The 18,972-nt window shown below is 66.7% G+C and carries 15 protein-coding genes and 2 pseudogenes; 7 read left to right on the top strand and 10 right to left on the bottom strand.

All coding sequences use genetic code 11. From position 1 onward, the window contains the following. Positions 1-269 precede the first annotated feature (269 nt). Positions 270-2,246 carry an amino acid transporter gene (locus PV761_RS19715; protein WP_347899355.1) on the top strand — a complete coding sequence of 659 codons (1,977 nt, stop codon included), beginning with the start codon at positions 270-272 and terminating at the stop codon, positions 2,244-2,246. A 77-nt stretch (positions 2,247-2,323) separates the two neighbouring features. Here PV761_RS19715 and PV761_RS19720 read toward each other — a convergent pair whose 3' ends face one another. Further along, on the bottom strand, positions 2,324-2,899 hold the full coding sequence (locus PV761_RS19720; protein ID WP_347899356.1) for a cupin domain-containing protein: 576 nt from the start codon (positions 2,897-2,899) through the stop codon (positions 2,324-2,326). A gap of 308 nt (positions 2,900-3,207) precedes the next feature. Between PV761_RS19720 and PV761_RS19725 the strand changes: the two genes are divergently transcribed. After that, the gene (locus PV761_RS19725; protein ID WP_347899357.1) at positions 3,208-4,731 is read left to right on the top strand and encodes a sodium:solute symporter; all 1,524 of its coding nucleotides are present in this window, start codon (positions 3,208-3,210) and stop codon (positions 4,729-4,731) included. Positions 4,732-4,822: 91 nt separating this feature from the next. Here PV761_RS19725 and PV761_RS19730 read toward each other — a convergent pair whose 3' ends face one another. After that, positions 4,823-5,059 carry a hypothetical protein gene (locus PV761_RS19730; RefSeq protein ID WP_028272062.1) on the bottom strand — a complete coding sequence of 79 codons (237 nt, stop codon included), beginning with the start codon at positions 5,057-5,059 and terminating at the stop codon, positions 4,823-4,825. Positions 5,060-5,340: 281 nt separating this feature from the next. On the opposite strand from PV761_RS19730, the gene PV761_RS19735 reads away from it, so the two are divergent. Continuing rightward, positions 5,341-6,534, top strand: a complete 1,194-nt coding sequence (locus tag PV761_RS19735) for a VIT1/CCC1 transporter family protein (protein WP_028272061.1) — start codon at positions 5,341-5,343, stop codon at positions 6,532-6,534. 56 nt (positions 6,535-6,590) lie between these two features. Further along, complete coding sequence (locus PV761_RS19740) at positions 6,591-7,445, top strand: matrixin family metalloprotease (RefSeq protein ID WP_043439172.1); 855 nt, start codon at positions 6,591-6,593, stop codon at positions 7,443-7,445. 25 nt (positions 7,446-7,470) lie between these two features. On the opposite strand, the gene PV761_RS19745 is transcribed toward PV761_RS19740, so the two are convergent. The 6 genes and pseudogenes from PV761_RS19745 to PV761_RS19770 form a co-directional block, all read right to left on the bottom strand. Next, a complete protein-coding gene (locus tag PV761_RS19745) occupies positions 7,471-8,604 on the bottom strand; it encodes a Rossmann fold nucleotide-binding protein (protein ID WP_347899358.1) in 1,134 nt (377 codons plus the stop codon). Between the two features lie 89 nt (positions 8,605-8,693). Further along, a pseudogene (locus PV761_RS19750) lies at positions 8,694-9,466 on the bottom strand (SDR family NAD(P)-dependent oxidoreductase). A 40-nt stretch (positions 9,467-9,506) separates the two neighbouring features. After that, positions 9,507-10,880, bottom strand: coding sequence for an MFS transporter (locus PV761_RS19755; RefSeq protein ID WP_347899364.1), 1,374 nt, complete (start codon positions 10,878-10,880; stop codon positions 9,507-9,509). Positions 10,881-10,965: 85 nt separating this feature from the next. Continuing rightward, a pseudogene (locus PV761_RS19760) lies at positions 10,966-12,230 on the bottom strand (IS110 family transposase). Positions 12,231-12,523: 293 nt separating this feature from the next. Continuing rightward, positions 12,524-13,231 carry a FadR/GntR family transcriptional regulator gene (locus PV761_RS19765; protein WP_028272056.1) on the bottom strand — a complete coding sequence of 236 codons (708 nt, stop codon included), beginning with the start codon at positions 13,229-13,231 and terminating at the stop codon, positions 12,524-12,526. 48 nt (positions 13,232-13,279) lie between these two features. Further along, a complete protein-coding gene (locus PV761_RS19770) occupies positions 13,280-13,768 on the bottom strand; it encodes a polyketide cyclase / dehydrase and lipid transport (RefSeq protein WP_347899359.1) in 489 nt (162 codons plus the stop codon). A 40-nt stretch (positions 13,769-13,808) separates the two neighbouring features. On the opposite strand from PV761_RS19770, the gene PV761_RS19775 reads away from it, so the two are divergent. The 3 genes from PV761_RS19775 to iolB are packed head-to-tail and all read left to right on the top strand — an operon-like array spanning position 13,809 to position 16,485. Continuing rightward, on the top strand, positions 13,809-14,732 hold the full coding sequence (locus PV761_RS19775) for a type 1 glutamine amidotransferase (protein ID WP_347899360.1): 924 nt from the start codon (positions 13,809-13,811) through the stop codon (positions 14,730-14,732). Between the two features lie 53 nt (positions 14,733-14,785). Continuing rightward, the gene (locus PV761_RS19780) at positions 14,786-15,526 is read left to right on the top strand and encodes a GntR family transcriptional regulator (protein ID WP_028272054.1); all 741 of its coding nucleotides are present in this window, start codon (positions 14,786-14,788) and stop codon (positions 15,524-15,526) included. Positions 15,527-15,579: 53 nt separating this feature from the next. Next, entirely contained in the window at positions 15,580-16,485 is a 906-nt protein-coding gene (gene iolB, locus PV761_RS19785; RefSeq protein ID WP_347899361.1) for a 5-deoxy-glucuronate isomerase, read from the top strand. An 85-nt stretch (positions 16,486-16,570) separates the two neighbouring features. Here the strand turns inward: iolB and PV761_RS19790 are convergent, their stop codons facing one another. Together PV761_RS19790 and PV761_RS19795 are read right to left on the bottom strand one after the other, a co-directional pair. Then, complete coding sequence (locus tag PV761_RS19790; protein ID WP_347899362.1) at positions 16,571-17,605, bottom strand: Gfo/Idh/MocA family oxidoreductase; 1,035 nt, start codon at positions 17,603-17,605, stop codon at positions 16,571-16,573. Continuing rightward, positions 17,602-18,717 carry a Gfo/Idh/MocA family oxidoreductase gene (locus PV761_RS19795; RefSeq protein WP_347899363.1) on the bottom strand — a complete coding sequence of 372 codons (1,116 nt, stop codon included), beginning with the start codon at positions 18,715-18,717 and terminating at the stop codon, positions 17,602-17,604. Before PV761_RS19795 ends, PV761_RS19790 begins: the two co-directional genes overlap by 4 nt. Positions 18,718-18,972: the final 255 nt, after the last annotated feature.

The raw sequence follows: 18,972 nt of genomic DNA on the forward strand, positions 1-18,972 counted from the left end.
GCTCGTTATCCGACGCTACAACGGCGGTGTTACCGCCAGGGCCGAGCTGTTTTTCCGGCACGTTAAACAGCGGCGCCGGGGATGAATTCCTGGTTTCCGGCAGGTTTCCAAAATGTGACGTACATCTCACCGGCTGGTGATGGCCGTCATGGTGTGCGTAAAGGTTTCGTTAAAGCCGCCGTTCCGCACCCTTTTCCGGGCCTACGCTCCCAACAGGAGCAGCACACCGGGCCCGCACGGCCGCAGGGAACGCTGCGCGAAAGGAAACCGTGACCACGCTGACCAGGCCGCCCGCCGACCCTTCGGACAGGTACAACCGCAAGCCCCACAGCCTGAAGAGCTGGCTGCTGGAGGGCATGCCCGAAGGATCCGGGAAGCGCCAGGGGCCGCACGGCCAGCCGCAGGCGAACCATACGCCCCAGCCCTGGTGGAAGGTCATGTGCCTGACGGGCGTGGACTATTTTTCCACGCTGGGATACCAGCCGGCCATCGCCGCGCTCGCCGCAGGCATGGTCTCGCCGCTGGCCACCGTTGTCCTGGTGGCAGTCACGCTCCTCGGCGCCCTTCCGGTGTATCGCAGGGTGGCTTCGGAAAGCCCGCGCGGCGAAGGCTCCATCGCCATGCTCGAACGGCTCCTGCCGCGCTGGGGCGGCAAACTGTTCGTCCTTGCTCTCCTGGGGTTCGCGGCAACGGACTTCATGATCACCATTACGCTCTCCGCCGCCGATGCCAGCGCGCACGCCATCGAAAACCCGTTTGCACCGGAGTTCCTCCACGGCCAGGAAGTGGCCATTACGCTGGCGTTGATTGCGGGCCTGGGCATTGTGTTCCTCCGCGGCTTCAAGGAAGCCATCAACGTGGCCGTTGTCCTGGTGGCAGTGTTCCTCCTCCTCAACGCGGTGGTGGTGCTGGTGGGCCTCGCGCATGTGTACAGCGAAGCCCACGTGGTGACGGACTGGTGGACCGCCCTCAACCAGCAGCACGGCAACCCGCTGGTGATGATCGGCATCGCCCTGCTGGTCTTCCCCAAACTCGCCCTGGGACTCTCCGGCTTCGAAACGGGTGTGGCCGTCATGCCGCAGATCCAGGGCAGCCCCGACGACACTGAGGCCAAGCCGGCCGGCCGGATCCGCGGCGCGCACAAACTCCTGACCACGGCCGCCCTGATCATGAGCGCATTCCTCATCGCGTCCAGCTTCATCACCACCTTCCTCATCCCGGCAGCCGAGTTCCAGCCGGGAGGCAAGGCCAACGGCCGGGCCCTGGCATTCCTGGCGCACCAGTACCTGGGCGACGGATTCGGGACCGTGTACGACCTCAGCACGATCGCCATCCTCTGGTTCGCCGGGGCCTCGGCCATGGCCGGCCTGCTCAACCTGGTGCCGCGCTACCTTCCGCGCTTTGGCATGGCGCCGGCATGGACCCGGGCCGTGCGGCCGCTGGTACTGGTGTTCACCGCCGTCGCCTTCCTCATCACGGTGGTGTTCGAGGCCGACGTCGAGGCCCAGGGCGGCGCCTACGCCACCGGCGTCCTGGTGCTAATGACGTCCGCGTCGATCGCCGTCACGTTGTCCGCGCGGCGCAAGCAGCAACGCGGCCGCACGGCCGCTTTCGGCGCGATCGCCGTCGTCTTCCTTTACACCACGGTGGCGAATGTGGTGGAGCGCCCCGACGGCCTGAAGATCGCGGCCCTGTTTATCCTGGGCATTGTAATGGTCAGCTTCGCGTCCCGCGTCCGGCGGTCCTTCGAACTGCGCGCCACGCACATCCGGCTGGACGAACGTGCCCTGGAATTCATGGCCGCCAGCGAAGAGGGGCCCATCCGGCTGATCGCGCACGAGCCCAAACGCCTTAGCGCCGCGCGATACCGGGCCAAGCTGGAGCACGCCGAGCTGGCCAACCACCTTCCCGCGGACAGTGACGCGATCTTCATCGAGATCCTGGTGGACGACAGCTCGGACTTCGAACAGGAGCTCCTGGTCACCGGGAAGATCCGACACGGCTTCCGCATCCTGGAAGTCCACAGCAACAACGTGCCCAACACGCTGGCGGCCGTCCTGCTGCACCTCCGCGATGTCACCGGCCTGATGCCGCACATCTACTTCCGCTGGACCGAGGGCAACCCGCTCACCAACCTGACGCGGTTCCTGCTCTTCGGCGAGGGTGAGATCGCCCCCGTCACCCGGGAAGTGCTGCGCGAGGCGGAGCCTGACGTCACCCGCCGGCCCTGGGTCCACGTGGGCTGAGGCCCGGCCCACCTGCCGCGCCTATCCACGGACCCCGCCTGTCCGCGGACCCCGACTGCCCCGCGAACCCGGCTACGTCAGTGGCTGGCGGCGGGGACCAGCACCCAGAGCACCTCGACGGCGTCGTCGGTGGGATTGATCCAGGTGTGCGGCTCCCGGCCGGGGAACGTGACGGTGTCGCCGGTACTGAGCTCGTATTCCTCGTTGGTGAGGATCAGCCTGATCCGGCCCTTGATGACATGGAGGACGTCGACGTCGCAGTCCACGGCGTAGAGTTCGGATTCGCCGCGGCCACGCGGTTCGATCACGGCCTGGATGATCTGGACGCGGCGTTCCGAGCGGGCGGTCAGGAGGCGCTCGATGATGCCTTCGCCGCCCAGCGAAATCCGGGGCCCCTCGTCCTTCTTCGTAAGGTGGGTTTCCGGTGCGGCAAACAGGTCTCCGATCGAGATCGACAGGACCTGGCAGAGGGTCACCAGGGAAGCCACCGACGGTGACGTCAGGTCGCGTTCCACCCTGCTGAGGAATCCCTTGGTGAGGCCCGTCGCGTCTGCAACCTGTTCAATGGTGAGCCGCTGTGACTGGCGGGCAGCGCGGATGCGCGAACCGATGGCAACCGGGATGTTGCTCGGTTCAACTGGTAGAGCCTTCATTTACGAACCTTTCACAGCCGGCCGCACGGCCCCATTGCTGGAGCCATCCTAGCGGGATACCTACCTTGTGACGCCGGAACGGACCATGGTGTCATCCGCTTGACTGTTACCCGGATCACAGCATAACCTTTGAGGCAACAAGTGTTGTCTAATAGGCAATCCCCTAGGTAAACACTACGACAGTCAGCCTGTCATCATCAGGGATCTCCCCCTGCATCCCCGCTCTATAGCAGCGGAATTCCGGCGTGGCCCACGTATTTGCCGCGAATTCCCGCCCTGCTGCCGACTCGCTCCAAGGAGCCCATTAAATGGACGCAAACTTCGTCAACATCGCCATTGTGGTGGTGTACCTGATCGCCATGCTGGCCTTCGGCTGGTGGGGCAAATCCCGCACAAAGAACAACAGCGACTTCCTGGTGGCCGGCCGCAGGCTGGGCCCCTTCCTTTACACCGGAACCATGGCGGCCGTCGTGCTTGGCGGAGCCTCAACGGTGGGCGGCGTGGGCCTCGGCTACAAGTTCGGCATCTCCGGCATGTGGCTCGTGGTGGCCATCGGCGCCGGCGTGCTGCTCCTGAGCCTGCTGTTTGCCGGTACCATCCAGAAACTGAAGATCTACACGGTGTCCCAGATGCTGACGCTTCGTTACGGCAGCCGCGCCACCCAGACATCCGGCATCGTCATGCTGGCCTACACGCTGATGTTGTGCGCCACCTCCACCGGCGCCTACGCCACCATTTTCGTGGTGCTGTTCGGGTGGGACCGGGCCCTGGCCATCGTCATCGGCGGCGCCATCGTCCTGGTGTACTCCACAATCGGCGGCATGTGGTCCATCACGCTCGCCGACCAGGTCCAGTTCGTCATCAAGACGGTGGGAATCTTCTTCCTGATGCTGCCGTTCACGCTCAACGCCGCGGGCGGCCTGGACGGGATCCGCAGCCGCGTGGAGGACAGCTTCTTCCAGATCGACGGCATCGGGATCCAGACCATCATCACCTACTTCGTGGTGTACACCCTGGGCCTGCTGATCGGCCAGGACATCTGGCAGCGCGTGTTCACCGCCAAGACCCCCACCGTCGCACGCTGGGGCGGCGCAACTGCCGGCATCTACTGCATCCTGTACGGCGCGGCCGGCGCCCTGATCGGCCTGGGCGCACGCGTGGCGCTCCCGGAAATCGACGTGGCCACTGCAGGCAAGGACGTTGTCTACGCTGAAGTGGCCCAGAACCTGCTGCCCATCGGCATCGGCGGCCTGGTGCTCGCAGCGGCCGTCGCGGCCATGATGTCCACCGCTTCCGGCGCCCTGATCGCCGCTGCAACAGTTGCCCGCGCCGACGTCCTGCCCTTCGTGGCCAGCTGGTTCGGCAAGGACATCAACACTGACGACACCGACAACCCCGAGCACGACGTCAAGGCCAACCGCATGTGGGTCCTGGGCCTGGGCATCGTGGCCATCCTCATCGCGATCATCACCAAGGACGTCGTGGCGGCCCTGACCATCGCCTACGACATCCTGGTGGGCGGGCTCCTGGTCGCGATCCTCGGCGGCCTCGTCTGGAAGCGGGGCACGGGCGCAGCCGCGGCAGCTTCGATGGCCGTCGGTTCGGTCATCACGCTCGGCACCATGATCTACCTTGAGATCAACGCCGCGGCGCCACTGGACGGCATCTACGCAAACGAGCCCATCTACTACGGCCTCATTGCCTCGGCGCTGGTGTACCTCGTGGTGTCCGTCGCTACCAAGCCCACCGACCCCAAGGTCATGAAGAACTGGCAGGACCGCGTGGCCGGAAACGTCCCCGAAGAAGAACAGGTTCCGGTTCCGGCCAACTAGTACGGCCAACCAGTACTGCAGAAAAACGCACGACGGCGGTGCCTCCCGGCGCGGGGAGGCACCGCCGTCGTGCGTTGGGAACGGAAGCTACCTATTCGGCTTCCCCGGGCTCACGGAATTCTTCCTCCGCCAACGGCACCACGGGCTTCTCGTCGCCGAGGAAATCCTCCGCGCCCAGGGGAACCAGCCGGTCGGCCTCTTCGAACAGTTCCTCTTCCTCGCTCTCCCCGGCGTCGTCGACGGGAGCGTCCTCGGCAAAGTCGTAGGCGGGATCGGATTCGAGGGTGTCCCGTTCCGGCTGGGTGGGGTGTGATCCGGTGGTGTCCATGGTGCAAACCTCCGTGTCTGGTTGTGCGGCCAGGTGCCGGGCTACGGAAGCACCTGCCCTGGCAATCATCACAACACCGGCATCCGCCGCGGTCAATAGGCGGTCCGTTGCCGGCCTGCGCAACGCCTCCAGTGCCCGCGGCCGGAGGCGCCGGACCGGGCCCGGTTTGAGGTCCGCCTAAACCTGCCGGTGAGGAATACCAGCCGAAAATCCGCGGAAATACGCGGTAGGCTGGAGCTGCAATGGGGCCGATTCATGCCCTATCAAGCCCAGGAGTGTTCGTGTCTCAGCACGCTAAATCTGACCGCAGCCATGCCCTTCCCGCCGACAAGCCGGCAGCAGGCATCCCCGAAACCACCGCAGCAGGAGCCGCAGCAGCCGGACCCGCAGGGACCAGCGCCAGCCCGGCCGACATTAAGCGGTGGCGCCAGTACCTCGCCGACGAACGCGCCGAGGCCCGCGTCTACCGCGACCTCGCCCAGAACCGCCGCGGCGAGGAACGGGACATCCTCCTTGCCCTTGCCGAGGCCGAGGGGCGACACGAAGCCCACTGGCTCCGGCTCCTCGGCGACCACGCCGGGAAGCCGCGGCAGGCGTCCCTGCGCAGCCAGCTCCTGGGATTCCTGGCGCGCCACTTCGGCTCGGTGTTCGTCCTGGCACTGGCCCAGCGCGCGGAGGGCCGCTCCCCGTATGCCTCGGACCCCACGGCGACGCCTGCCATGGTGGCCGACGAACAGATCCACGAGGAAGTTGTCCGCGGACTCGCCACCCGCGGCCGGAACCGGCTGGCCGGTTCCTTCCGGGCCGCCGTGTTCGGAGCCAACGACGGCCTGGTCAGCAACCTTTCCCTGGTGATGGGCATGGCCGCGTCCGGCGTCGGCAGCCAGGTGGTACTCCTGAGCGGCGTGGCGGGCCTCCTTGCCGGCGCCCTGTCCATGGGGGCGGGCGAATTCATTTCCGTCCGTTCCCAGCGGGAACTGCTGGCCGCAACGCGGCCCACCCAGATCACCCTGTCCGCCGCTCCACGGCTGGACATTGAGCACAACGAACTGCTGCTGGTGTACCTGGCCCGCGGGATGTCCCGGGAAGCCGCCGAACACCGCGTCGCTGAACGCATGGGCCTGCTGAGCTGCGACTGCGATCCCAGCCTGTCGCTGCAGCCCGAACTCCCTGAGGCGCAGGACCAGCACGAAGCCGTGGGCACCGCGTGGAGTGCAGCCGCCTCAAGCTTCTGCTTCTTCGCCTCCGGCGCCATCATTCCCATCATTCCCTTCCTTCTCGGCATGACCGGCGTCGCGGCACTGGCGGTTTCGGCGGTCCTTGTGGGCATCGCGCTCCTGGTGACGGGCGGCGTCGTCGGCCTGCTGTCCGGGACGTCGCCCACCAGCCGCGGTTTCCGGCAGCTCGCCATCGGCATTGGCGCGGCCGCTGTCACCTACCTCCTCGGGATGGCCTTTGGCGCGGTGGTCGCCTAGTGGAGGGTCCGCGGCCGGAACAACGCCGGCCACGGCATGCCGGCGGGCCGGGCACCGTGGCCCGCATCCTTCGAACAGCGGCGCTCACGGCCGTGATCGCCGCCGCTGCCTTCACGGCTGCCGGCCTGTTCTACGGCGACCCCCGTTTCGTGGGGCTCTTCCAGCTCCGGAACAGCACGGTCCCCAACGGACAGGCGGCCGCCCAGCAGCCCGGAACCGCCGCCGCCGAGGGAGTCAGTTCGGACGCGCCTCCCCCGGGACTGGAAGAAGCGGACTCGCCGCTTCTGGTCGCGGAGGAGCCTCCCGCGCCGAGCGATTCCTTTGAGTTCCTGGCCACGAACGACGACGGCACACCGGTGGGCTATTCGCCATGCCGCCCGCTGCACTATGTTGTCAATGCCGCGCTGGCTCCGGCGGGCGCGGAAAACCTGGTGGAAGATGCCGTCGGCACGATTTCCCGTGCCACAGGGATCAGGTTCATCAACGACGGCCCCTCCACCGAAGCCCCCTCCGAGGACCGGGACCCCTACCAGCCTGAGAGGTACGGCGAGCGATGGGCGCCGCTCCTCATCGCATGGACCACTCCGGAGGCCTCCCCCAAGCTGAAGGGCCAGGTGATCGGCACCGGCGGCAGCACCCACTACAGTTTCGACGGCGGCGCGAAGACCTTCGTCACCGGCAGCCTGGACCTCGACGCCCCGCAAATCACCGGGGAACTCGAGCGGCCGCAAGGCTCCGCGTACGCCACCGCCGTGATCCTGCACGAGCTGTCCCACGTCATGGGGCTCGAACATGTCGATGACCCCCGGCAGCTGATGTACCCGGAGATCGGCACCCCGGACGGGCTTGCCGCGGGCGACCTCAACGGCCTCTACCAGCTGGGCAAGACCACCTGCCGTAAAGACCTGTAAGCCCGCCGCTGCCGGCCGGCCGCTGCTAGCCTGACACGACCTCGAGCGCTTCCTCTACCGTCTCCACCAGGAAGATCCGGCCTGCCATTGCCTTGCCCGCGGCCAGGCTTTGCAGCAGCGGCCAGGCGGGATACCGGCGCTGCCAGTGCTCGACGCCCACGAGGACCATGGGCGTGATGGTTTCGGAGGCACCGTAGTAGTTTTCGCAGGCGTCCTGGAAGATTTCCTGCAGGGTGCCGGCGGACCCCGGCAGGAAGATCACACCGCCGTTGCACAGCTCCAGCAGGACCGCCTCCCGGATGGCGTTGGCGAAATACTTGGCGATATGGGTGGCGAAAAAGTTGGGCGGCTCGTGGCCGTAGTACCAGGTGGGAACCCCCAGCGACGGCGTCCCGTCCGGATAGCGTTCGACGACGGCGGCCGCAGTCCGCGCCCACGCCGACACCGAGGGGCGGAACCCGGGTACGGCTTCGAGCTGCGCCAGCGCTGCGTGGAAGTCCGCGTCCGGCAGTTCGCTGAGGTAGGCGCCCATGTTGGCGGCCTCCATGGCACCGGGCCCGCCGCCGGTGGCCACTACCCTGCCGTTTGCGGCAAGGAGCCGGCCAGCTATGGCGGCCTCCTCGAAGGCCGGTGTCCCGCGCCTAGCGGTGTGGCCGCCCATCACGCCCACCATCGGGCGGCCGCGGCATAGCTCCGAGCGGGTCAGCTCATCCAGGGCGTCACCGACCGAGTGGTCATGCAGGGCTGCGGCGAGCGTGGCATCCAGCCGATGCCGCTGGCCGGGCCGGATGCTCCACTGGTAGATCCGGGCGTCCAGTGTTGATTCGTACCGCCCGCCGGCGGGACCGGAGTAGAGCTCCTGCGGCGAATAGAGCTGCCCGCGGTACGGATTGAAGGGCACGCTGGCAAGCTTGGGGAAGATGAGCGCACCCCTGCCGCGGAGCGTGTCCTCCACACCGTCGTCGAACGTGCAGCCGAGGAAGATGGCGCCCTGCGCGTCCAGGGCTTGCAGCGGCGCGGAGCGGCCGCGAAGGTCCAGGGACTGGGCGTGCCAGCCCTGCATGCTGCGGACTCCCGCCTTCACCAGCCGGTCGAAGCTGTCCAGGCTTTCAACCTCAAGCGTTCTGGGGCTGGGACTGAGGCTGCGGGCGGCGTTCATGCTGCCAGCCTAGTCCGCAACAAACACACAGGAGTGCCCCCGGTGAAATTCACCGGGGGCACTCCTGTGGGGACATTTTCGGCTGCGGATCAGGAGACCTGCAGGCCGCCGTTGATGTCGTATGTGGCAGCGGTGATGTAGCCGGAATCCTGGCCGAGCAGGAAGGAGATCAGTGCCGCGACTTCCTCACGGCTACCCACGCGCCCCATCATGATGCCCTCGGACATCTGGGCCTTGCGTTCGTCGGACAGGGTACCGCCCATGATGTCGGTGTCGATGGGGCCCGGTGCGATCGCGTTGACGGTGACGCCGAACTCGCCCACTTCCCTGGCCAGCGCACGGGTGAAGCCGATGATTCCGGCCTTCGATGCGCTGTACGCAACCTTGGAGTACGTACCGCCGCCGCGCTGGGCGGAAATTGAGGAGATGCTCACATGCGTCCGAGCTTGCGTTCGATCATGCCCTTGAGCACGCGCTGGGAGACGATGAAGGTGCCGCGCATGTTGATGGCGAAAACCTTGTCCCATTCCTCCACGGTGGTCTCCATGAACGTCGTCGGCGAGCTGATTCCCGCCAGGTTCGCGAGGGCGACGATCGGCGGCAGGGACTCCTCGATTTCGCTGATGGCACGGTCCACAGAGGCGGCGTCGGAAACGTCGGCGCCGACGCCGATGGCCTTGACGGCACGGTTGGAGCCGATTTCGGCGGCGGCGGCCTTGGCGTCCTCCGCGTTGATGTCCAGGATGGCGATGGACCAGCCTTCGCTGGCCATCCGGTCTGCTGCCGCCCGGCCAATGCCGCGGGCTGACGCCGCCCCGGTCAGTACAACGGTGCGTTCAGCGGGAAACGGGGTGATTGTCATGATGTGTCTTTCGTCGGGTGTCAGGTCGATGGTCGGTCGGTCAGGAGCGGGCTTTTGCCGCGTTCACGGCCGCTGCGGCAGCCACTGCGGGATCCAGGGCGGCATCACCTTCAGGCCGCTTCCGGGCGTAGAGGTACGTGGCCACCGCGGTGACGCACAGGCAGAAGGACAGGAACAGCAGGCCGCTCTGGTTGTTGCCCGTGGCGTCCTTGAGCATGCCGACGGCGTAGGGAGCCACGAATCCGCCCAGGTTGCCGAGCGAGTTGACCAGGGCCAGCCCGGACGCAGCTGCTGCGCCGGTGAGCGCCGCGGACGGCATCGACAGGAAGGGGGCGATGGCGCCGTAGATCCCCATTGCTGACGCGGTCAGGGCGATCAGGGCCAGGACAGGGTTGACCGGGAGGAGGTACCCGGCAGCAAGCAGGCCCATGCCGGCGAGGATCATGCTGACGGCGGTGTGCCAGGCGCGCTTTCCGGTCCGGTCCGCTCGCTTGCTCCAGAAGTACACAAAGACCGCGGCGATGGCGTAGGGAATGAAGACAATGAATCCCACTTCGGCGGTGGAGAACTTGCCCAGGGCGGCAACAATGGTGGGCATCCAGAGGCCGAGGCCATAGATGCCGCAGACCAGGCCGAAGTACAGGGCCGAGTAGACCAGCGTGCGCTTGTCCTTGAGGCCGGCCAGGAAGTTGTGGGTTCCGCCCTTGGACTTGGCGGCCAGTTCGGCATCCATGGTGGTGGCGAGCCATTCGCGCTCGTCAGTATTGAGCCACTTGGCGTCGCGCGGGCGGTCGGTCATGAGGATCGGGGTCAGCAGGCCCAGCAGGATCGCGGGGATGCCTTCGATGATGTAGAGCCACTGCCAGCCCTGCAGGCCAAGAATTCCGTCCATCTGCAGCAGCAGTCCGGACACCGGAGCACCGAGTGCGTTGGACACGGGCTGGGCCAGGATGAAGATACCCAGGACGGTGACGCGCTGCGCGGCCGGGAACCACAGCGTCAGGTAGAACAGGATGGCGGGGAAGAACCCGGCCTCGGCCGCACCCAGCAGGAACCGGATGATGTAGTAGGTGCTTTCCCCGTTGACCAGGCACATGGCCGTGGCGAAGATGCCCCAGGTGATCAGGATCCGGGCGAGCCATTTGCGAGCTCCGAAGCGGTACATGCCGGCATTGCTCGGAACCTCCAGCAGGGCGTAGCCGAGGAAGAAGATGCCGGCGCCAAGCCCGTAGGCCGCAGCGCTGAGGCCGATGTCCTCGCTCATGGTGAGTTTGGCGAAGCCCACGTTGTTGCGGTCAAGGTAGGCAACGAAGTAGAGCAGGACGATCAGCGGCATAACGCGGCGGCGGACCTTGCGGAGCGTGCGCTCACCGAGCTCGCCGAGCCCTGCGGACTGCATGGAGAGTGAAGTCATCATCGACCTTCTGTTTGACGGAGGCGGCACCCGGGTACGGGCGGCGCGGTCCGATGGAAATGTGGGGGGGCCTCTATGGTTTTCGTCAAGTGGCTGAGGTCGTTCGTGGTTCGTAGAAGGTGCCGTCTCTGAGCATGGCGAAGAGCGTGTCGCAGCGGCGGCGGGCAAGCGCGATGAGGGCCTGGTTGTGGCGTTTGCCTTCGGCTCGTTTCCGGTCGTAGTAGGCCCTCGACGGCGGGTCCTTCAACGCGGCGAAGGCGGAGAGGAACAGGGCTCTTTTGAGGATCTTGTTTCCTTTCCGGGATGGGTGGTCGCCGCGGATGGACGTCCCGGATCGCCAGGTCACGGGGGCGAGTCCCGCGTAGGAAGCCAGGTGCCCTGCCGAGGCGAAGTTTTTGCCGACGATCTCGGTGAGGATCCGTGCTGCGGTCCTGACGCCGACCGCCGGGAGTGACGTCAGGACCGGGTGAAGAGGGTGGGCCTCCACGAGGGCTTCGACGTGGGTGAAAACGGTGTCCCGTGATTCGCGGATGTCGGCGAGCATCCGGGCGAGCTGGGGCAGCACGATCGTGGCCGCGTTCGTCCCGATGACTGTGACCGTTTGCTGGTCCAGGGCGGCGATGATCTCGCCCGCGAGGCGTTCGCCCATCCGGGGTGCGAGCTTCTTGAGCCTGTTCCCGATCCGGCGCCGGCCGGCATGGCGGAGGGCTTCGGGGGTCGGCCAGGTCCGCAGCAGGTCCAACACGGCCGGGTGGTCCAGACGCGGGCCAAGGACACGTTCCAGTGCCGGGTGGATCTGGGTGAGCAGGCCTCGGATCCTGTTCGACGTTGCGGTGGCCTGTTTGGCCAGGTCGTCATCGAAGCCACAGAGCATGGTCAGTTCCGCGAGCTGTTCGTCGGCGATCTGGATGGAGCGCAGTGTGTGGGGCATTGTCCGGGCCGCTTCGGCGATGATGAACGCGTCCCGGGCGTCGGTTTTCGCCTCGCCAGGGTGCAGGTCAGCGATCCGGCGCATCGCCAAGCCGGGCAGGTATCCGACGGTGACACCGGCGGCCTGGGCAACCGCGACCGGTAACGCACCGATCGTCGCGGGCTGGTCAACCACGAGCAGGATCCTGCCGTGCTTGTTCAAAGAGTCGAGGATTTCGCGGAGCTTGACCTCGTCGTTGGGCAGGGCCTTGTCGAAGAGCTTCTTACCGGCCCGGTCCACGGCAACCGCGTGGTGCTCGCCCTTGCCGACGTCCAGGCCGATAAAGACATCAATGCTTTCGTGGTTTCCGATCACCTGTACCTCCCAGTCGCAGCAGCTGATACCCGTGCTGGACTGTCCGCGGTGTCAGAGCCCGGCATCCACGTTACGCACGACGATCCCAACCTGTCCTGCCTCTATCAGCGGTCTCTCCGGCACCTACCGGACCCCGGTGACAACACCCCCCGGATCATTGACGACTGGGGGCGGCAATCATGCCGGGGCCGGCAGGCCAGCACACCCTCATCCTGCAACAGGAACCGGGCTACGAAAAAGGTAACGGGGAATCCGTCGGGCGACTAGCTAAGTCTGATGTCTGACATCTGACGGAAGAACATGAAAAAGATCATAGAAGCGTGATCTGGGTTACGTCAAGCCCGCGGGGGCTGCGGCGTCAGGGCTGGGAGTGGTGGACGTAGCGTTCGTAGTCGCGGTACGTCTGCTCCATGTGTTCATCCATGGTTCGCCGGGACAGTTCGGCGTCTCCGCTGAGGATGCTGTCCATGACCTTCTGGTGGTACTCGATGGCGTGGAGCTGGATTTCGGGGACGGCGGACGTTTCCCGCCGGGTCATGTAGAGCAACTGTCCCAGCTGGGCGAACAGCGCCCGGACGAAGGGGTTGCCCGAGGCCTTCAGCACCACGTCGTGGAACGCGATGTCAGCTTCGACGAAGCGGTCCAGGTCGCCGGCCTCATGGAAGCGCTTCATGTCCGCGATGCACCCGCGCATCTGTTCTGCATGCTCGGGAGTATGCCGCCTGGCGGCCAGGGAAGCGGCACCGGTTTCCACCATGCGCCGCATTTCGATCAGCCCCACGGAAACCTGGTCCGCACCGTTTCCATGCGAGGCGGCCTTGAAGATCGCGTCCAGCCCGGTCCAGTTGTCCGAGGGATTGACGAATGTTCCGCGGCCGGCCTTGACGTAGAGGATGTTCTGCGCCCTCAGGGCCTTAAGGGCCTCGCGGACGGTTAGCCTGCTGACGTCGTAGGCCTTCGCAATGTCAGCTTCCGGAGGGATGGCATCGTGCGGCTTCAGCTTGCCGTCGAGGATGTCATCGAGCAGGCCGTCGACGAGGTCGTCAACGAGTGTCCTGCGGCCCATCCTGGCTCCTGCCCTCGGTTTTGTCCCGCGGTTCGGGTCCCTTCAACATTACTGTCGGATGCGGTCCTGATCAGCATCATGGCCGGAACCGGCGACATACTGGTCCAGCTTCGCCAAGGTTGCCTCCAGGTTGGCGGGGTGGCGGCGCAGGTAGCCGGCCAGCCGGAGGAACAGCTTTCCGCGGACGTTCCGCGCATCCCATTGCTCGGTGACCAGCGTGCCCGGAGTGCCGGCGGCGTTGGTGGCGGGCTGAAGCACATAGCGCCACACATGCCCGAAGAAATGCCGCCAGGCAATGCGTTTGCCTTCCTCGAACTCACAGACGGTGTTGAGGATCTTGTAGTCCACCATCACGTTCATCTCCATGCCGAACCTGGCCCCGGCGGACAGCCGCTCCGGACCGCGAGGCTGCGCCGCCTTCACCGTGTCCGACCCGTCGATCACGCTGTGCAGCGCGGGCGTTGCCAGCACTTCGAAAATGGCCTCGGGTGAGGCCGCAACGAAGCGCTGGCGGGACACAAGGTATCTGTTGTTCATCCGGCAAGCCTAACCGTTCCAGGCTGTTGCAGAATGAGTCATGCGCACTCCTCCCCCGCCCCCGCCCGGCCGTCCCCGGATCGGAATCCCGGTCCGCCTGAGCAATTCCCGGGACGCCGACCCGCGGGTCGGGGAGGCCAACGAGCTGTTCGCTTACATCGTGGATCTGGTCCGTGACGGCGGCGGGGAGCCTGTGCTGCTCACCCCCGATCCCGACGGCGGTTCCGACCATGGCGGTTCCGTCCACGGCGGTTCCGACCATGGCGGTTCCGTCCACGGCGGTTCCGACGGCGGCGGTTCCGACGGCGGCGGGCTGGCCGAACAGCTCAAGGAGCTGGACGGCGTCGTACTTCCCGGCGGCGGGGACCTGGACCCGCGACTTTACGGGGAAGAGCCGGGCGCCGCGTGCTATGACGTCAACGTCGCACAGGACGCGCTGGATGTGGCGGTGGCGCGGGGAACCATCGATGCCGGCCTGCCCCTGCTCGGGATCTGCCGCGGCCACCAGCTCCTCAACGTCCTCTACGGCGGCACCCTGGTGCAGGACATGGCGGACGGTCCCGTAACGCACCACGAGCCGGCGGCGGGTGACGCGGCGGTTGGCGGCGGTGAAGGCGGGGGCGCGGGAGCGTGGGCCTGGCACGACGTTGACATTATTCCCGGGTCCAAGGTGGGACGCCTCTACGCATCGCAAGGCACGGCGCACGGCCTGACGGTCAGGATCGCCTCCGGCCACCACCAGGCCGTGGCGCGGGTGGCCGACGGGCTGATCGTCACGGCGGTCGCCGGCGACGGCACCGTGGAAGCATTGGAGGATCCCGCCCGCTGGGTGGCATCCGTTCAGTGGCACCCCGAAGTGCTGGAACTCCCGGCCGAGGAACGTGTTGCACCCTTCCGGGCATTCGTGGATGCCTGCTATTATCGTCAAAACGGCAGTATGTCCTATCAAGAGAACATAGGCTGACATACGCGGCACCCGGGCACCCTCGGAGGCCGCGGAGCACAAGGGAGCGCTCAGTGGCGAATCAACTTAATCTCAGCATCGACCGCTCTTCGCCGGTGCCCCTCTACCATCAGGTGGTTCAGGGCATCGAGGCCGCCATCCACACCGGACTCCTCCCGCCGGGCAGCCGGCTGGACAACGAGATCGACCTCGCCGCCCAGCTCAACCTGTCCCGGCCCACCATGCGCAAGGCCATGGACGAGCTGGTGCGTTCCGGGCTCCTGGTGCGCAAGCGCGGGGTGGGAACACAGGTGGTTTCCAGCCAGGTCCGGCGGCCGCTGGAACTCTCCAGCCTTTACGACGACCTCACCAACAACGGGAGCAAGCCCACCACCGAGGTGCTCAGCTTCTCCCACATCGAGGCAGACGCCGCCACACGCACAGCCCTGCAGCTCCCGGCCGGTGCGAAGGTCTACCACTTCACGCGCCTGCGCAAAGTGGGCGGCAAGCCGCTGGCCCTGATGGAAAACTGGGTCCGCGACGACATCACCACCATCGATGAAGCCCAGCTCGCCGCCCAGGGCCTGTACGCGATCCTGCGCAACGGCGGAGTGAACTTCCGCCTGGCCTCGCAGCGCATCGGCGCCATGGTGGCGAACGACTACCAGGCACCGCTGCTGGACACCGAACCCGGGCTGGCCTTGGTCACCATGGAACGCACGGCCGTGGACGATACGGGGCGCATGGTGGAAACCGGCCACCACGTCTACCGGGCAGACTCGTACAGCTTTGAAATGACCCTTGTCCAGCGATAGGCGCCAGCGCTAACCGCTGCGGCAGCAAGCACTTAAACGAAAGAACAAAATCTATGGCCAACTGGGTATATCCGCTGGGTTCCGCCGCCGACGGCAAGTGGGACGTCTCCCTGGGAACCTCCGATTCCGCCCTTGAGGTGGACGGCTGGGCCCACACCGGAATCAAAGTCGCGACGCTGGCACCAGGTGCCGCCGTCGAACTCCCCGCTGCCGGCGAGGAGCGCATCGTGGTTCCGCTCAGCGGATCCTTCACCGCCACCGTCGACGGCCAGGACTACCGGCTGGCCGGCAGGGCGAGCGTCTTCCACGGTCCCAGCGACGTCCTGTACACGGGCACAGACACGGCAGTCACCATCAGCTCGGAGGCCGGCGGCAGGGTTGCCGTGGCCACGGCACCGGCGAAGGCCTCCTACCCCACCCGCCTCGTCACAGCCTCCGAGACGCCGGTGGAGCTAAGGGGCGCCGGCAACTGCTCCCGCCAGGTGCATAACTTCGGCACGCCGGCCGCACTGGAGGCCGACCGCTTTATCGTCTGCGAAGTCCTCACTCCGGCGGGTAACTGGTCCTCCTATCCCCCGCACAAGCACGACGAGGAAAAGGACGGCGAGACCAACCTCGAGGAAATCTATTACTTCGAGACCCGTGTGGCGCCGGACGGACCGGCCGCCGCCGGCTCAGGCGTGCAGGGCGACGCGATCGGCTACCAGCGCGTGTACGCCTCCGACGAACGGCCCATCGACGTCTCGGCGGAGGTCCGCACGGGCGACGTCGTCCTGGTTCCCTACGGCTGGCACGGGCCCGCGATGGCCGCCCCGGGGTACGACCTGTACTACCTGAACGTGATGGCCGGCCCCGGCCCGGTCCGGGAATGGCTCATCAGCGACGACCCCCACCACGGCTGGATTCGCCAGACCTGGGACGGCCAGGACGTGGACCCGCGGCTTCCCTTCGGCACCTAGGTTCCGGCAAAACTACTGATGCCCCCACCGCACGCGGTGGGGGCATCAGTTGTCTGGCGCGGCCTGTTGGCGCAGCCGGCACGGCTCAGCTGGCGACTTTCTGCGCCACGCGGACCGGGACGCCCGTTGCCAGCGACTCCTGGGCGGCGTCGGCCACCCGTGAGGCCGCGACGGCGTCTTCCGGCGTGCACGGGTTCTCCCGGCGGCCCAGGATCAGCTCCACGAAGGCTTCCATCTCGGACCGGTACGCCTGGTCGAAGCGTTCGGCGAAGGTCTTGTGCGGCTCACCCGCCGGGAAACCGACGCCGGGTTCGGCCGAGGCGATCGCGGTCTTGTCGTCCAGCCCCACCATCAGCGAACGGCGCGAACCCTGGATTTCGAGGCGGACGTCATGGCCGGCCCCGTTGTACCGGGTGGCAGAGACGGTCCCCACCGTGCCGTCGTCGAACGTCACCAGCGCGAGGGCGGTGTCCACGTCCCCCACCTCCCCGATGGCGGGGTCGCCGTTGTTCGATCCCCTGGCATACACCTCGACGATTTCGCGGCCGGTCAGCCAGCGCAGGATGTCGAAGTCGTGGACCGAGCAGTCCCGGAAGAGGCCGCCGGAGCTGGCCAGGAACTCCACCGGCGGGGGTGCCATATCGCAGGTGACGGCGCGCAGCGAATGGATCCAGCCCAGCTCGCCGGCCTGGTAGGCGCGCCGCGCCTCCAGGTAGCCGGCGTCGAAGCGGCGCTGGTGGCCGATCTGGACCACGCCGTTGTTGTCGCGGATGTAGTCGAGTACCGGTACGGCATCCGCCACGTTCAATGCCACCGGTTTCTCGCAGAAGACCGGGATCCCGGCATCCACGCCCGCCTTGATCAGCTCAGGGTGCGTGGCCGTTCCCGTGGCAATGACCAGGCCGTCCAGCCCGGAGGACAAAAGCGCTTCCACCGAGGGCAGGAACTCGGCGCCGAGCCCTGCTGCAACGGTCCGCGCGTGGTCTTCGGCCACGTCGGTGAGCCGGAGCCTGACGTTGATGCCGCCCGGATTGAGGACGCCGTTCAGCGCGGCGATGTTGTTGGCGTGCATAACGCCGATCCGGCCCACTCCGACCAGGCCAAGAATGACGTCCTTCATGATTTCTCCCCTGCATATGCGACGGTTGATGCTGCCGGAGCCGGCACGGGCGCCGGGGCGCCGTGGTTGACCGATTCGATGCAGGCCAGCGCCATCGCCAGCGCACGCCTCGCGTCCGATGCACCGGGTGTGAGGGTGACGTCGGACGACGACGGCGGCAGGCCGTCGCGCCTGGCACGCACCGCAGCAGCGAAGTCAGCTAGTTCATCCGTGTAGGCCTGCCGGAACAGTTCAACGTTGAGCCGCGGCGTGTCGGCGGACATTCCCTCTGAAGTGAAGCGGCGGGCCGCCGTTTCCGTGGCACGGCCGGCCTGCACCATCCCCTTTGAGCCGAAGACCTCGCCGCGGATGTCGTACCCGTACAGTGCGCTGAAGTTTGCCTCAGCCACGGCGATGGCGCCGTTGCTGTAGCGGATGGTCACAACGGCTGTATCCAGGAAGCCCTGGTCCCGCAGCCCTGGCTCCACGAGGGCGTCGGCAACGGCGTAGACCTCCACGGGCTCGGCGCCTTCGTTGAACCAGTTGAGCGTGTCGAAATCGTGGATGAGGGTTTCAAGGAAAATGGTCCAGGCCGGGACCCTGGCTGCGTTCGGGATGCTTCCGTTCCCGGGATCCCTGGTCAGCGACCGCAGGAGCTGCGGTGTTCCGGCCACGCCGGCGGAAAGGTCCTTCTTGGCGGCCAGGAAATCCTCTGCGTACCGGCGGTTGAAACCGACCTGGAAGTGGACCCCCGATGCTTGCACCGCGGCGAGGGCGGCGTCCAGCTCCTCAAGCCCCTGGCCGGCGGGCTTCTCGCAGAATACGTGCTTGCCGGCGGCGGCTGCCTGGGCGATGAGGGAGGAATGGAAACGCGCCGGGCTCGCGATGATCACTGCGTCAATCTCGGGATCCGCCAGGATGTCCTCGGCGTTGGGGGTGACCTTGGCGGCGCCCAGGGACCGGGCCAGGGCTTCCGCGGATTCCACGTTGGGGTCGGCGATGGCCGCAAGGACGGCGCCCGGAACGCGGCGGGCGATGCTGTCGGCGTGGAATGCCCCCATCCAGCCCGAGCCGATGAGTCCGATCCGCACCGGCGCCGGGACTCCGGCGGAGTGTTGAGTGATGTAGGCCAAGTGGCCGGTCCTTTCAATTGGTCCGAAGATGCTTCTGCCCGGCTGCTGCCTGGCCATTGCATGGCTGAGCAGGGCCGGCCCGGGTGGGCGGGCCCCGCCCGTGGCGTTGGGTCAGCTGTACGCTTTGCCGGTGGTCTGGGCGACGTCGGCCACTTCGCTCTTGACTTCCTTGACAACCTCGCTGTGGCCGCCGAGTTGTTCGAGTTCGTGGGCGAGTTCGGCCAGTTCCGCGCCGCCGGCCATCTGGGCGGTGAG

It is taken from the genome of Arthrobacter sp. CC3, assembly GCF_039907775.1.
In the GTDB taxonomy this organism is placed as follows: domain Bacteria; phylum Actinomycetota; class Actinomycetes; order Actinomycetales; family Micrococcaceae; genus Arthrobacter.

What these genes read in the sequence shown, in the direction of transcription:
- PV761_RS19790 (WP_347899362.1), bottom strand. Translation starts at nt 17,605, where the DNA reads ATGAAGGACGTCATTCTTGGCCTGGTCGGAGTGGGCCGGATCGGCGTT.
- iolB (WP_347899361.1), top strand. Translation starts at nt 15,580, where the DNA reads ATGGCCAACTGGGTATATCCGCTGGGTTCCGCCGCCGACGGCAAGTGG.
- PV761_RS19745 (WP_347899358.1), bottom strand. Translation starts at nt 8,604, where the DNA reads ATGAACGCCGCCCGCAGCCTCAGTCCCAGCCCCAGAACGCTTGAGGTT.
- PV761_RS19775 (WP_347899360.1), top strand. Translation starts at nt 13,809, where the DNA reads ATGCGCACTCCTCCCCCGCCCCCGCCCGGCCGTCCCCGGATCGGAATC.
- PV761_RS19765 (WP_028272056.1), bottom strand. Translation starts at nt 13,231, where the DNA reads ATGGGCCGCAGGACACTCGTTGACGACCTCGTCGACGGCCTGCTCGAT.
- PV761_RS19720 (WP_347899356.1), bottom strand. Translation starts at nt 2,899, where the DNA reads ATGAAGGCTCTACCAGTTGAACCGAGCAACATCCCGGTTGCCATCGGT.
- PV761_RS19755 (WP_347899364.1), bottom strand. Translation starts at nt 10,880, where the DNA reads ATGACTTCACTCTCCATGCAGTCCGCAGGGCTCGGCGAGCTCGGTGAG.
- PV761_RS19730 (WP_028272062.1), bottom strand. Translation starts at nt 5,059, where the DNA reads ATGGACACCACCGGATCACACCCCACCCAGCCGGAACGGGACACCCTC.
- PV761_RS19725 (WP_347899357.1), top strand. Translation starts at nt 3,208, where the DNA reads ATGGACGCAAACTTCGTCAACATCGCCATTGTGGTGGTGTACCTGATC.
- PV761_RS19770 (WP_347899359.1), bottom strand. Translation starts at nt 13,768, where the DNA reads ATGAACAACAGATACCTTGTGTCCCGCCAGCGCTTCGTTGCGGCCTCA.